Annotated in this window: 19 protein-coding genes and 1 tRNA gene; 17 read left to right on the top strand and 3 right to left on the bottom strand. The window is 56.0% G+C overall.

What is annotated here, in order from left to right; genetic code table 11:
- Positions 1-90: 90 nt before the first annotated feature.
- From acgA to H9X91_RS06440, 14 genes are all read left to right on the top strand, one after another.
- Entirely contained in the window at positions 91-507 is a 417-nt protein-coding gene (gene acgA, locus H9X91_RS14795; protein WP_420850732.1) for an ACGX-repeat peptide, read from the top strand.
- Complete coding sequence (gene acgM / locus H9X91_RS06495) at positions 402-1,433, top strand: radical SAM/SPASM domain protein, ACGX system (protein ID WP_204803689.1); 1,032 nt, start codon at positions 402-404, stop codon at positions 1,431-1,433. Before acgA ends, acgM begins: the two co-directional genes overlap by 106 nt.
- Entirely contained in the window at positions 1,430-2,029 is a 600-nt protein-coding gene (locus H9X91_RS06490; protein ID WP_243414461.1) for a pyridoxamine 5'-phosphate oxidase family protein, read from the top strand. Before acgM ends, H9X91_RS06490 begins: the two co-directional genes overlap by 4 nt.
- Before the next feature lie 2 nt (positions 2,030-2,031).
- Entirely contained in the window at positions 2,032-2,643 is a 612-nt protein-coding gene (locus H9X91_RS06485; protein WP_204803686.1) for a nitroreductase family protein, read from the top strand.
- Between the two features lie 17 nt (positions 2,644-2,660).
- Positions 2,661-3,617 (top strand): SIR2 family NAD-dependent protein deacylase, encoded by a 957-nt coding sequence (locus H9X91_RS06480; RefSeq protein WP_243414460.1) that lies wholly within the window; start codon positions 2,661-2,663, stop codon positions 3,615-3,617.
- Positions 3,586-3,759: a hypothetical protein gene (locus H9X91_RS06475; RefSeq protein ID WP_204803684.1), complete on the top strand. Its 174-nt coding sequence runs from the start codon at positions 3,586-3,588 to the stop codon at positions 3,757-3,759. The genes H9X91_RS06480 and H9X91_RS06475 overlap by 32 nt, the downstream gene beginning before the upstream one ends.
- Positions 3,760-3,957: 198 nt before the next feature.
- Complete coding sequence (locus H9X91_RS06470; protein WP_204803682.1) at positions 3,958-4,095, top strand: hypothetical protein; 138 nt, start codon at positions 3,958-3,960, stop codon at positions 4,093-4,095.
- A gap of 390 nt (positions 4,096-4,485) precedes the next feature.
- A complete protein-coding gene (locus tag H9X91_RS14790; RefSeq protein ID WP_204803680.1) occupies positions 4,486-4,671 on the top strand; it encodes an excisionase family DNA-binding protein in 186 nt (61 codons plus the stop codon).
- Complete coding sequence (locus tag H9X91_RS14340) at positions 4,668-5,069, top strand: hypothetical protein (RefSeq protein WP_243414459.1); 402 nt, start codon at positions 4,668-4,670, stop codon at positions 5,067-5,069. Before H9X91_RS14790 ends, H9X91_RS14340 begins: the two co-directional genes overlap by 4 nt.
- Complete coding sequence (locus H9X91_RS06460; RefSeq protein WP_338111954.1) at positions 4,993-7,314, top strand: phage/plasmid primase, P4 family; 2,322 nt, start codon at positions 4,993-4,995, stop codon at positions 7,312-7,314. Before H9X91_RS14340 ends, H9X91_RS06460 begins: the two co-directional genes overlap by 77 nt.
- A gap of 275 nt (positions 7,315-7,589) precedes the next feature.
- Positions 7,590-7,895 carry a putative PDDEXK endonuclease gene (locus H9X91_RS06455; protein ID WP_243414458.1) on the top strand — a complete coding sequence of 102 codons (306 nt, stop codon included), beginning with the start codon at positions 7,590-7,592 and terminating at the stop codon, positions 7,893-7,895.
- Positions 7,876-8,106: a hypothetical protein gene (locus H9X91_RS06450; protein WP_204803675.1), complete on the top strand. Its 231-nt coding sequence runs from the start codon at positions 7,876-7,878 to the stop codon at positions 8,104-8,106. The genes H9X91_RS06455 and H9X91_RS06450 overlap by 20 nt, the downstream gene beginning before the upstream one ends.
- A gap of 155 nt (positions 8,107-8,261) precedes the next feature.
- Positions 8,262-8,900 carry a sigma-70 family RNA polymerase sigma factor gene (locus tag H9X91_RS06445; protein WP_204803673.1) on the top strand — a complete coding sequence of 213 codons (639 nt, stop codon included), beginning with the start codon at positions 8,262-8,264 and terminating at the stop codon, positions 8,898-8,900.
- On the top strand, positions 8,893-9,165 hold the full coding sequence (locus H9X91_RS06440; RefSeq protein WP_204803671.1) for a hypothetical protein: 273 nt from the start codon (positions 8,893-8,895) through the stop codon (positions 9,163-9,165). The genes H9X91_RS06445 and H9X91_RS06440 overlap by 8 nt, the downstream gene beginning before the upstream one ends.
- Before the next feature lie 42 nt (positions 9,166-9,207).
- On the opposite strand, the gene H9X91_RS06435 is transcribed toward H9X91_RS06440, so the two are convergent.
- Together H9X91_RS06435 and H9X91_RS06430 are read right to left on the bottom strand one after the other, a co-directional pair.
- Positions 9,208-9,429, bottom strand: a complete 222-nt coding sequence (locus H9X91_RS06435; RefSeq protein WP_204803669.1) for a hypothetical protein — start codon at positions 9,427-9,429, stop codon at positions 9,208-9,210.
- 206 nt (positions 9,430-9,635) lie between these two features.
- Positions 9,636-9,905, bottom strand: coding sequence for a hypothetical protein (locus H9X91_RS06430; protein WP_204803666.1), 270 nt, complete (start codon positions 9,903-9,905; stop codon positions 9,636-9,638).
- Positions 9,906-10,225: 320 nt separating this feature from the next.
- Here H9X91_RS06430 and H9X91_RS06425 point away from each other — a divergent pair, with 320 nt between their 5' ends.
- Both H9X91_RS06425 and H9X91_RS06420 read left to right on the top strand, forming a co-directional pair.
- Positions 10,226-10,441 (top strand): ribbon-helix-helix domain-containing protein, encoded by a 216-nt coding sequence (locus H9X91_RS06425; RefSeq protein WP_204803664.1) that lies wholly within the window; start codon positions 10,226-10,228, stop codon positions 10,439-10,441.
- 3 nt (positions 10,442-10,444) lie between these two features.
- Positions 10,445-11,833 carry a tyrosine-type recombinase/integrase gene (locus tag H9X91_RS06420; protein ID WP_204803661.1) on the top strand — a complete coding sequence of 463 codons (1,389 nt, stop codon included), beginning with the start codon at positions 10,445-10,447 and terminating at the stop codon, positions 11,831-11,833.
- A 143-nt stretch (positions 11,834-11,976) separates the two neighbouring features.
- On the opposite strand, the gene H9X91_RS06415 is transcribed toward H9X91_RS06420, so the two are convergent.
- Positions 11,977-12,053: transfer RNA gene (locus H9X91_RS06415), tRNA-Arg, on the bottom strand.
- A 157-nt stretch (positions 12,054-12,210) separates the two neighbouring features.
- Between H9X91_RS06415 and H9X91_RS06410 the strand changes: the two genes are divergently transcribed.
- A complete protein-coding gene (locus H9X91_RS06410; RefSeq protein ID WP_204803659.1) occupies positions 12,211-12,855 on the top strand; it encodes a hypothetical protein in 645 nt (214 codons plus the stop codon).
- Positions 12,856-13,143: the final 288 nt, after the last annotated feature.

Below are 13,143 nucleotides of genomic sequence, written 5' to 3'. Positions count from 1 at the left end.
AGAAGTTACAAAAAAGTGACTGAGTCATAAAAAAGTGCGTACTTGTGGCGAGCTTTTCCGACCGATATACTGTGGGCAAGGATCAGGCAGATGCCTGACCGCAAAACAAGATCCAAGGAGGAACTGATCATGGCACTGAAGAATCTGTTTGGCTGGAGCCGCAAGACTGAGGACAAGGCGTCTTCCGCCTGTGGGAGCGCCTGCGGCGCCGGGGACAAGCCCGCCGGCCTGCGGAGCCGCCGACCCCAAGCCCACCGCCTGCGGCGCCGGCGACAAGCAGTAAGCGCCCGCCCCCCGCGGGGCAGCCTGCGGGGGCGCACTTCCCAAGGGACGGAGTCTGCTCCGTGTTTTGGGAAATGCGCCCCCTTCTCAAAGAACAAACGATCAGGAGGAAACTTGAGATGGAATACTTTGCCTTTCAGTGGCACATCACCGATGAATGCAATCAGCGGTGCAAGCACTGCTACATTTTTGCCGAGGACGCCTGCAAGCAGCTGGACGCCATGACCTGGCCCCAGATGCAGGACACCTTCTACAACTGCCTGGACTTCTGTGAGGTCTACCACCGCCTGCCCTACTTCTACATCACCGGCGGCGACCCCATCCTGCACCCCAGCTTCTGGGACCTGCTGGGACTGATGAAGGAGCACCACATCCCCTTCACCATCCTGGGCAATCCGTTCCACCTGAATGACGAGGTGTGCCGGCGGCTGAAGGAGTACGGCTGTGAGAAGTACCAGCTGTCCCTGGACGGCCTGCGCCAGACCCACGACTGGTTCCGCAAGCCCGGCAGCTTCGACTGCACTCTGGAGAAGATCGCCTGTCTCAAGCGGGCGGGCATCCGGGCGGTGGTCATGACCACGGTCTCCGGCACTAACATCGACGAGATCCCGGAACTGATCGACACCGTGGTGGCCCACAAAGCGGATGTGTTCGCCTTCTCCCGCTACTGCCCCACCAGCGAGGAGAAGGACGTGGGTATCGAGCCCCTGCGCTACCGCCAGCTGCTGGCCGACTGTGACAGAAAGTTCAAGGCGTATGAGGCCGCCGGCTGTGAGACCTGGTTCAACAAGAAGGATCACCTGTGGACCCTGTACGAGTATGAGACGGGCGAGTTCCGTATCCCGGAGAACGCGCAGGAGGGGATGATCTACGGCGGCTGCAACTGCGGCAACTGCCATTTGACCATCCTGCCCACCGGCGACGTGTACGCCTGCCGCCGGGTGCAGAACAGCAAGGTCGGCAATGTGTTCAGCGACCGGCTGGCAGACCTGTGGGTGTGTCAGATGGAGCAGTACCGGGACTACGCCAGGTTTGAGAAGTGCGCCAAGTGCGAGCTGCAGCCCTGGTGCCGGGGCTGCCCGGCGGTGGCCAGCGGGCGGGACGGCAGCTTCTATGCCGCCGACCCCCAGTGCTGGAAGGAGATCGGATGAACCGGGAGCAGACACGCTGTTTCACCGTGCAGAAAGTCCTGCTGGTGGTGATGGGCATCCTTCTGGTGTTTGTGTCAGTCTGGTCGTATATCACGGAACAGGAGCATCGGGATGTGACAAATCTGGAGTTTTTTCAGTCTCTGGACTATGAGGACGGCCTGGATGTGGTGGTCAGGACGCTGGACCGCTTTCCGCTGCAGTACGCGGCCACCCTGGGACAGGACGGGGACCCGCAGATCCGTCCCATCGAGTTCAAGTTTGAAACGGACGGCGTGCTGTACTTCGACACCGTGGAATTCTATACATCCTATGAAGAAATGAAGGCCCACCCCTATATCCAGATCTGCGTCTGCGACCCGGAGACCAGGACCTATCTCCGCCTGGGCGGGCGGGTGAACTTCACAAAGGACGAGGACATCGTCAGCCGCTGCTTTGCGGAGAGTCCCATCCTAACGGAGCAGTTCGGAGAGGCCCGCGACATGGTGGTAGCCTATTACCTGACGGAGGTTCGGGCGGAATTCCGCTCTTTTTCCAGGGGGCTGCCGCAAATGCGATATACGCTGCCAAATCCATATGACACACAGGAGGTGCAATAAAGATGGAAAACCGGAAACATGCAGTTATGGAGACGATCCTGCACCGTCGGTCCATCCGCCGGTTCGCACCGGAACAGGTGCGGGAGGAGGAGCTGCAGCAGATCCTGCAGCAGATCCTGCAGGCAGGGCTGTACGCTCCCAGTGCCGGCGGCCGGCAGGGTCCGATCTTTGTTGTCAGTCAGGACCGGGCGGTCAATGTGCGGCTGGGACGGATCAAGCGGGCCAACTCCCATCCCCGGATGGCCACAGCATCCAGCTATGTCTCCAGGGAGCAGCCCAGCATCGCCGATGATCCCGGGATCACAGACGCCTTTTACGGGGCACCCACAGTGATCACGCTGTTCGGGCCGAAGAACTTCCTCTTCGCGGCCGAGGACTGCGCTGTTGCCGCCGAGAACATGATGCTGGCGGCAGACGCTCTCGGCGTGGGCTCCTGCTATATTGGCCAGGGGTGGCCTGCCTTCGACGATCCCTTCGGGCAGGAGACGCTGGGGAGGTGGGGGATCCCCGCGGACTACTATGCAGTGATGCAGCTGCTCCTGGGCTATCCCAAAGCAGACGATGCCCATCCCACCCCCAAGCCCCGGAAAGAGGGGCGGATCCTGCGAGTTTGAAAGGAGGTGAGCGGTGCATGCTGCTGCAAGATCTGAAAAATCCGGCGCACCAGCCGCAGCTCCGGGCGGAGGCACGGCTGTCCCAGGCGCTCCGGGAGGCAGATGCCGTTGTGATCGGCGCCGGGGCCGGTCTGTCCGCCTCTGCCGGATTCACCTATGCGGGGGCCCGTTTTTCCCGATATTTCGGGGACTTTGAAGCCGCCTACGGCTTTCACGACATGTACACCGGCGGCTTTTATCCCTACCGCACACCGGAGGAGCGATGGGCCTACTGGAGCCGATATATCTGGGTGAACCGTTACCTGGACCCGCCGGAGCCGGTCTACCGGGACTTGCTGGAGCTGGTGCAGGACAAGGAGTATTTTGTCCTCACCACCAATGTGGACCACTGCTTCCAGAAGGCCGGGTTCGAAAAAGAGCGCCTTTTTTACACCCAGGGGGACTACGGCCTGTTCCAGTGCGCGGAACCCTGCTGCTGTGAGACCTGGGACAACCGGGAGAGCGTCCGCCGGATGCTGGAGGAACAGCGCGGATTGCGCATCCCCACAGAACAGATCCCCCGGTGTCCCAGATGCGGCAGACCTGCGGCCATGAACCTGCGCTCTGACGGCAGATTCGTGCAGGATGCGGGCTGGGACCGGGCGGCAGCGCGGTATGAGTCGTTCCTCCGGCGTCACGCAGAAGGGAAAACGCTGTATTGGGAGCTGGGTGTGGGGTACAACACCCCCTCTATCATCAAATATCCATTCTGGCATCTGACGCTGCAGAACCGGCAGGCAGTCTATGCCTGCGTCAACACCGGACAGGCCTTCGCACCGCAGGCACTTGGGCGCCGCGCCATCTGCATTGACGGAGACATCGGCGCAGTGCTGCGGGACTTGCGGGCGCATGACAGACCACAGAAGGCCGCCCTCAAAGCACGACCTGAGAAGGGGCCGTTCCATGGAATTGAAGCTGCGGACGGAAACGCCTGAATCGTCCGATTCTTCCGGCCTTTTCAAGCGGAGAGCGGGGCCGTTCGTGGGGCAAATCACAGGGCAGAAAATGAAACCCTCGAAAAAGTACAAAAAACCCGCCGATTTCAAAGAAATCAGCGGGTTTCCTGGTACGCCCTGAGGGATTCGAACCCCCGGCCTTCTGGTCCGTAGTTGGAAAATTTGCTTTTTATAATTTTTTACATCATCAAAAAAAACCTTATATATCAATGGTTTACGGGTTTGGTTTTGCCGTAGTCTGTCATAGACTGCGGCATTCTTTTATATCTTTGTGCGCCAAATGTGCGCTAAATGGTGGGTGCAGTACGAGGCGGAGAAGATGGCTATTGGCGGACAGCCTGGAAATGCCAACGCGAAAAACGAAGCGGACAAAATGTCCAGTTCGTTTAAGTCCAGACGTGAAATCAAAGACGGCACCGCTGGCCGCATCGGCAAGGAGTATGGCGTGAACGGGTGAGCCAGCTGATAGAGGACCCGATACCGTCAAAATTCAGTGAAAATGTAGAAATTATTTTTTAGGTTTCCCTAGAATAAATATTTAATCACAATTAATAAATAATTATTAGTAAAAAGTGATAAAATATAGCCGCCGTGTACAAAAAAATACGTCTCGCATTTAATTTTTAGGGTGTCAATTCAATGTGATATACACCTAAAGTTAAATGTTGCCGCATGACATAATAAATGATAGAATGAGGTTGCAGAGACAGAGCAAATGTTTGCAAAAACTCATAAAAATTCAAATCGGTAGCAAGGAGACCGAAAACATTTACAGTTCTTTATTTAGTGTGGGTGATACTGCAAAAAGCGCTCTGTGCTATGCTAATCTTTGAAAGGAGTGTATCGTATGACGCGGGTTCGGACAATCGATCAAATGTATCAGGAGCTTAAGGCCGACGATCCATCTTGCGCTCTCACCAAGAGTGGACTGCGGAGACTGGTTTCATCGGGAGTAATCCCTGCTGCAAAGGTGGGGAACAAGTTCCTGGTGAGCCGCGAGGCCGTAGAACGGTATCTGGAGGCGGCGGTATGAGAAAAAGCAAGAAAAAAGCCCCCACCAGCGCGGCAACGCTGACAGGGGCGGCGGAAACGGGGACAACTGGCAAGGCGCCCTCTGCTTCCATTTTGAATGATAACACTAGGCGCGGCGGAGGTCAAGCGGGAGGAATTGCCTCTTTATTGATGACCGGATCGGAGAACGGCCTCCACCTTCAGGACCTTGTCCGGCTAACTGGATTGACAGAGCGAGAAGTCAGGCTGCAGATCCATGCAGAGCGGCGGCAAGGTGTTCCTATTCTGTCAGACAACGCAAGCGGCTATTTTCTGCCCGGCAGCCAGCAGGAATGCGAGGCATGTGTGCAGTCACTCCGCCACCGTGCAAAGGAGATCCTGGCGGCGGCTGAGGCCATCGAGGGATCGGAAGCGTGGTGATACTGTGGCGGATAACACCTTCTTGAGATGTGCGAAATACTATACGGAGGGACTAGGGCTTCGGGTGTTCCCCTGTAACGGAAAAGTCCCAGCCACTCCGCACGGATGCAAAGACGCCACCACAGACCCAGCGCAGATTGCGGAATGGTGGGGCGGCGGCAGTACATACAATGTTGCAATCGCTACCGGAAGCGGCCTGGTGGTGCTGGATGTGGATGTAGACCACGATGCCGGGAAGTTTGGGGACGAAACCCTCGCAGACCTGGAACAGCAGTATGGCCCCCTCCCTGAAACCTGGACTTGTCTGACCGGCGGCGGAGGTGTTCACTACTACTTCCAGTGTGACGACCCGGCCCTGACCGTGACGGTGGGCTTTGCCCCCGGCCTGGACTATCGGGGCACGGGCGGCTATATTGTCGCGCCGCCGTCCAAGCACCCCCAAACAGGGCGTTGCTACGAGTGGGAGGCCAGCAGTACGCCGAAAAACGTATCACTGGCCCCGCTTCCCGAATGGCTCCACCGTCTTATGCTCCAGGGCAAGAAGGACAAGCCAAAGCAGACCAAGCACACAGAGGTCCCTGGAAAGGTCGCAGAGGGGCAGCGGAATGATGTACTCTTTAAGTTGGCGTCCTCCCTGCGGGGGAAGGGACTGAGCCAAAAGGCAATCACCGCCGCATTGATGGAGGAGAACCGCTCCAGGTGTTCCCCGCCACTCTCTGATCGGGAAGTGGAGGCGATTGCCAAAAGCGCCGGGCGCTATGAGCGGGGGCCGGTTGCCGCTAATACAGACAGCGTAAAGCCCCCGGACTACTCAGACGCAGGAAACGCCGCTGTGTTCTCCCGTGTGTATCAGGATGATCTGATATATACCGACGCCCTGGGCTGGTTGTGGTGGAATGGTCAACGCTGGGAGCGGGACGACCACAAGGCCACCGCTTGGGCGCTGGAACTGTCTGAAAAGATGTTGCAGGAGGCAAAAGAGGGAAACCGGGCGGCGTTGCTCCAAGTGGCAGAAGCTACGGCGAAACATGCGGAAACAGGGGCGGCGGAGGATGCCGACGCGCTGGAAAAGGTGAAAGCCGATGCAGCAAGGGCGAAAGCCTATCTCACCCACGCCAAAAATAGCCGGAATGCCGTCCGTATCAAGAATATGCTGGAGCTGTCTAAACCGGCCCTTGTCATCAAGGCAGATAGGCTGGACGCAAATCCCTTTGACCTAAACACCCCCGCCGGGATCGTGGACTTGACCACCGGGCGGCTCCGTCCCCACGAGCGGGCGGCCTATTGCAGCCAGATCACGCAGACCGGGCCGGACACCAAAGGGAGCGAGATGTGGAGCGCATTTCTTGACACCATTACTTGCGGTGACGGCAGCGTGAGAGGTTTTCTCCAACTTGTGGCCGGTATGTCACTCATTGGGGCGGTTTACCAGGAGGGCATTATTATGGCCTACGGCGGCGGACGAAACGGAAAGAGCACCTATTTTAACGCCCTGGGCGCTGCCCTGGGGGACTATACCGGCAGTATCGACATTAAGGTGATAACCACCGACCGGGCTAACAAGGGCGCGGCCCTTGCCACCTTGCGGGGGCGGCGGCTGGTAGTCACTGGGGAATTGGAAGAACACCAAAGGTTGAGCGTTGCGACACTAAAGCAGCTTGCCAGTACAGACCGCCTTGTGATTGAAGAAAAATTCAAGCAGCCGGAGACGGTGAAACAAACCCATACACTTGTACTGTTCACGAACCATCTTCCCCGTGTCGGCTCCACCGACGACGGGACATGGCGGCGGCTGATCGTCGTACCATTCAACGCCACCATACCGGCAGGGACGGGCATACAGAACTATGCCGATGTGCTGGTGAAGGAGGCGGGCGGCGCTATCCTGTCATGGGCCATTGAGGGCGCGGTGAATTTTGTCCGCAACGGTTTGCGGCTCCAGATCCCCGAAGTGGTGGAGGAGGCAACCGAGGCATATAGGGAGCGGGAGGACTGGTTGACAAACTTCATCAATGAACGATGCATCAGAGAACCAAACGCCCGTGTGGGGGCGGCAGACCTTTACCGAGAATACAGAGAGTGGGCGGAAAGCACCGGCGATTATGTGCGGCGGCTTAACGACTTTGATACCACAATGGAGGCGGCGGGGTTCCCAAAAATACGGCCGAAGAACAGAAAAGCGTGGCTGGGGTTACGACTTGACTTGGAGGCAAAGTTCGGGAACCCTTATGCCGCAACGGTTTGAAGTTTTGGGTTACGACAGGTTACGGCTGAATACAAGCCTCCCTATAAGAAGGGGTCATTTCCAATTTTTTAAAAGTATGTTTTTAACCGTAACCAGCCGTAACCCGCCCGTGGAAAGGAGATTTTCAATGAATGATCGCTTAATGACCGTCCTAGAAGATATAGCTATCAATCTGGAGCGGATCGCAGAGGAGCTTGAACGCATAGACGAAACCCTTGTGAACGGGGGCGGTTCTGACGGGTAGAGCAAGCCAGAGCAAGGGGAGAAGGGGCGAATTGGAGCTTTCCCGGCTTCTCCAGGGGTACGGCTACGATGTGCAGCCGGGACGGGCACAGAGCTATGGAGAGGTGCCGGACTTGACCGGCCTCCACGGAATCCACATTGAGGCCAAGCGGTGCGAACAGGTGCGCTTGTCCGAATGGATGGCCCAGGCGGAGCGGGACGCCAACCGCTTCCAGGACGGAGCGCCCACCGTATTCTTCCGCCGCTCCCGCTCCCCGTGGCTGGTGGTGATGAAGCTGGAGGACTGGATAAGACTATACCGAAAAGGTGGTTGTGATGATGAACTATTGGGAAACTGAAACGCCGATCAGCGCCAGCACAAGGAAAAATGAGCTGGAATATTACAGGGAGGCCGAGAAGCTGGCAATCTCCCGCCCTTCCTGGACAGATGGCAGCGGAGAGAGCAAGCGGGGCAAAACCGTGACCCTTGACCTTGCGGCCTTGAAGGAATCCCCGGAGGCGTTGCGCCTGTTGCTGATGATTGCAGAGGACACCGGAAACCCCGTATAAGCCGCCAGAAAGCCGCAGAAACCGCTGAAGGTTAATCCTTAGTATAGTGAGATTTGTGCGGCCTAAAAAGAACCGCCCTCAGAGAATGAGAGCGGCCCTCGTGGTGGAGCGTGAAGCTGTTATCCATATTCTACCACGAGGGAGGCGGCTTTGCAATGGAAGCAAGCAAAATCGCGGCGGCGGTCCAGTCTGGACGAGCTGACATTCTGGAACTTTGGGAGGCGGTCCGGCGGTTTGCTCACGATAGGGCCTATCGCTGGTACAGGGCGATGGAAGGACGCGGCGGCATGGTGCTGGAGGATTACATACAAGTGGCGTTCCTGGCGCTTCTGGAGGCGCTGGAGAGCTGGGACCCCGCCGCCGGAGCATTCCTCACTTGGTACGGCTTGAAGCTGAAGGGGGCTTTTACAGAGGCGGCGGGGATGCGGACGCAAAGAGACAAGCGAGACCCTATTCACCACGCCCTATCACTGGATATGCCTCTGAACGGCGAGATCGGCGAGGACTTGACCCTGGCGGACGTCATAGAAGATCCCCGCTCCGAAGAAGAGATTGAAGCTGTTGCAGAGCTGGACTATCAGCAGCGGCGGAAACAAGCCCTTGCAACGGCCCTTGACGGCCTCACAGAGGACCAGAGGCGGGCGGTGGTGCTGCGACAACATTGCCACGGCCTAACAGTGGATCAGACAGCGGACAGAATGGGCATCACAAGGGCCACAGCGAGGGCGGCGGAGCAGAAGGGGCTGCGGCTCCTGCGGCACCCTAAAAACCGGGAATTGAGACAGTATGCATAAACACAGAAAAATCAGCGAAAAAAGTTTGGAAAACCTGCGTCCATTTGGCACACTCCCGCCGGAGGAACAAAAGGAGATCGCCCGGCTGGGTGGGATTGCCAGCGGCGAGAAGAGACGGTACATGGCCGATCTTCGCTCCGCCATGATTGAGCAGTTGGCCGGGGTGCAGCTGGCTGAGGAAACTCGTGCTGAATACCGGGCCGCCGTCTTGCGGGTTGTCCGGGCGGAGCGCAAGAAGAAAAAACGGCGGATAGTGAGAAATTAGGAAAGAGAGGGAGCCGCCCGGCTGGGTAGCTCCCTTCTATCTTTATACGCTTTCCTCCACACGTTTCCAAAGTTCACAGATAGCCCCCTGGATCAGGTCGAGAGCCGGGATATATACATTCTCTGCGCGGTTGCGGAATAACTCCGCATATTCTTCGGTTCCCTGGTTCTCTTGCTCTATATCGTCCATAACCAGGCCGAAAACTGCGTTGATCTGCTCTAAGGAAAACCGCACGTCGTTCATGTCAATCTTTCTTGCTTCCATCTTATTGCCTCTTTCTGTTGATTTTTGAGAGGGAGCCGGATATAATGAACTCACCGGCCCCCTTGTGGTGGTTGGTGCTTACAGGTCCTTCTCCGTTCTGCTGCCAGGCGCACGGGGGAGGTCCTTCTTTTTCTCAATCCAGTCAACCAGGGAAAACAGCTTGTCCGTGAGATACACCGCCCCGGCGATGGTGACCACGGCCTCCATCATGCCACGGAGAAGCGGCGGACGGTGGTTTCTTTCGTGAACCGTTCGGCCACGTCCGGCAGGGCCTTTTTCAGGGCCGTGGCGTCCAGTCTGGCCGTGGTGACGGGCTTCCAGGTGATCTTGTACTCTCCGGCCTGGATGGCCTCCTGCGTGCCCATAGCGGCCTTGATGGCGTCCTTGATAGTCTCCGCCTCTGCCTGGGCCTCGTCAATCAGGGCTTGCAGCTGCCGTAGCTCCCGACACTTCATTTCCAGTTCGTTGATGCTCATCTTTTGTTCCTCCTTATGTTCTGGCGGCTGGTTTGGTGCTCTCCGGAACGTCACCGGCCTTCACGAAGCAGTCCCGCCTGGGATTTGAGAATTTAGAGGGAATGTCCGGCTCGTCCCCGGCCTGTCCGTCGCATCTCTTGTCCCTTGCTGTGATTATAGTATATAATATATTGCGCAATATATCAATTGACAAAGCAACCAAATATATTGCGTAATATCTATTCAAATTGCATATTGCGCAATATTGAAATGGATGCTATAATAAAGCTACAATGGGAGAGGGAGCATAAAAAAATAAGCTCCCCCCGGAAGGGAGAAGCATGGCCAGCAAATCAGAATATAGAAATGGATGGATAGCTGAAAAATTGGATCGTATTAACCTGACAGTCCCAAAGGGCAAGAAGGACGCCATCAAAGCCCACGCAGAGGCCCAGGGAGAGAGTGTGAACGGCTTTATCAACCGGGCTATAGATGAGGCTATGGAGAGGGATAACGCCGTTTCTGCGGTCTCTGAGGGGCAAAGAGAGGGGGAATGATAGTTGGCAACAGTTAAGAAGCTGGAAGGGAAGTCCGGGATCAGCTATAAAATCACAGTGTCTAATGGTCGAGACAGTACCGGAAAGCAGATACGCCACTATAAGACATGGACACCACCGGCTGGCATGAGTCCCACAGGGGCAGACAAAGAGGCACAGAAGGTTGCAATCCAGTTTGAAACCGAGCTGGAGCAGGGATTTCAGACTGACAAGAAATGGACCTTTACAGACTATGCAAATTATGTGATTGCGCTGAAGGAGAGCAACGGGGCAAAGCACAATACCGTGCGAGGCTACCGGGATCTTCTGCGGCGGATAGATCAAGTGTTCGGGAATGTGAAGTTAATAGACCTCCGGCCGCAGCACCTAAACAGATTCTATAAATCTCTCCAAGATTCCAGTGCTCGATTGAGTATCGTCAAGGCAAAAGGAAAACCAGACCTAGCAGAAAAAATCAAGGCGGCAGGAATGACCCGTGAAGCTCTTGGCAAGGCTGCTTCTGTATCTCATACTACAGTCACTCAGGCTTGCAGGGGAGAGGCAATCAATGGAGAGAAGGCGGTGGCAATCGCTGAAACTCTTCACCTACCATTAGACGAGCTGTTTGACCTATCCAAGAACTGTAAGCCGCTTTCAAATAAGACGGTCCTGGAGTACCACCGTTTCATTCACACTGTACTGAACCAAGCGGAACGGGAAATGCTCGTACCATACAATGCGGCGGAGAAGGCAAGTCCTCCGTCTGTCTCTCGAAAAACGCCGAACTATTTCCAGCCGGAAGAAATCACGGCAATTCTGGAGGCCCTAGACATGGTGCCAGAAAAGTGGCGTGTACTGACACACCTATTAATTGTGACAGGGTGCAGGCGCGGAGAAATTGCCGGATTGAAATGGGACCATGTGGACCTGGATCATGGGCGGTTAGAGATTAGTGTGAACCTGTGCTATTCAAAAGAGCGCGGTATATATGAGACTACCACCAAAACAGATTTGACCCGATTTGTTAATATCCCGTCAGAGACCGTTGCTTTGCTTCGACATTACAGAGTAGCGCAAGCTGAACTTCAGCTTGTCAACGGGGATCGGTGGCACAACACCGGCTATTTGTTTACCCAGGATAACGGGGAGCCGATGAACCCCACCAGCATTACCGCATGGCTGAATAAGTTTTCCAAGAAGCACGGACTTCCCCATATCAATCCGCACGCATTCCGCCATTCCGTGGCAAGTATCTTGATCGCAAACGGAACTGATATTGTAACCGTGAGCAAACAGTTGGGCCATAGTCAGACATCGACCACAAGCGACATTTATTCCCACGTCATAGAAGAGGCAAAGGCCCAGGCAACAGAGTGTATTGCCGATATTATGCTGAGAAGAAGAAACGCATAAATCAAGAAGAGCGGACCCCCAATAGGAGGCCCGCTTTTTATGCGCCGTGCGCTAAATGTGCGCCAAGATGCAGACACACAATTATAAAGTGCCTTAAAAAGTTAAGAAAAACCACCCAAATCTCACGAAATGGGTGGCTTTCCTGGTACGCCCTGAGGGATTCGAACCCCCGGCCTTCTGGTCCGTAGCCAGACGCTCTATCCAGCTGAGCTAAGGGCGCATGTCCTGTCGGACAGCTTATTTATAATAGCACGTCTGCTTTTAAAATGCAAGACCTTTTTTTGGATTTTTTTCTTATTTTTCAAACCCTTGTCAATGGAGGATTTCTGTGTTAGAGTGGGATCATCACCGATCAGAAGGAAAGAGAGAACCGGGCCATGGAAAATTATACCTTTAAAACCGTTGCGTTCGGCGGATTTGACAAGCAGGACGTGATCCACTATATCGAGCAGACTTCCAAGGAGACGGCGGAGCGCCAGGATCAGCTGCAGCAGGAAAATGAGAGCCTGCAGACGGAGGCGGAGCGCCTTCGGTCCCAGCTCCGGGAGCTGCAGACCCGGCTGGACACGGAGACTGCCCTGCGGGAGGAAGCCCAGGCGCAGTTCGACCAGGCCCGCACCAAGCTGGAACAGGAGCAGGCTGCCCGGCAGGCGCTGGAATCTGCCCGGACAGAGGCCGAGCAACTGGCTGCGGAACTGGAACGGCTCCGCCCGGAGGCAGAGGCCTACGCGCAGTTCCGGGACCGGGTGGGCGATATCGAATGTGATGCCCATAAGCGCGCCGCTGAGCTGGAGGCGTCCACCCTTGCAAAGCTCCGCCGGACCGTGGACTTGTTCCGAGCGCAGTATACCGCTCTGATGTCCGCCTTTGAGACCACTGCCGCACAGGTGACGGTGGAGCTGCGGAAGGTGGAGGTGAACCTGTCTCAGCTGCCGCGGGCGATGGATCAGGCCGGGACCGAACTGAACGAACTGGCGGCACTGCTGGAACAGCGGGCGGATCCGGAAAAAAAGAAGAAATGACAGAGGAGCCGGGCAGGGACCCGGCTCTCTCTGCATCCGCGCTGTATAGAATCCGCCGCTGCATGAGAACCTATCGCTGAAACCGGTGAAGGAAGGCCGGTTTTTTCGTGGATGCGCAATGCCAAAAACAGCGTTAAATTATAAACTATTTCTCTGATTTTCACGAAATGGATACGTTTGCGTGATTTTATATGTTGCATATATAGATTTTTTCGAAAAAAGTTTGTGCAAAAGAAAGAAACCGGAAAATCTGTGCAAAATTTCCTTGCATTGGCGGAACGGAGAACC

It is taken from the genome of Oscillibacter valericigenes (genome assembly GCF_016902445.1).
Lineage (GTDB): Bacteria > Bacillota > Clostridia > Oscillospirales > Oscillospiraceae > Oscillibacter > Oscillibacter avistercoris.
The sequence above is the reverse complement of the archived record's forward strand: the minus strand, read 5'-3'. Positions and strand labels throughout refer to the sequence as shown.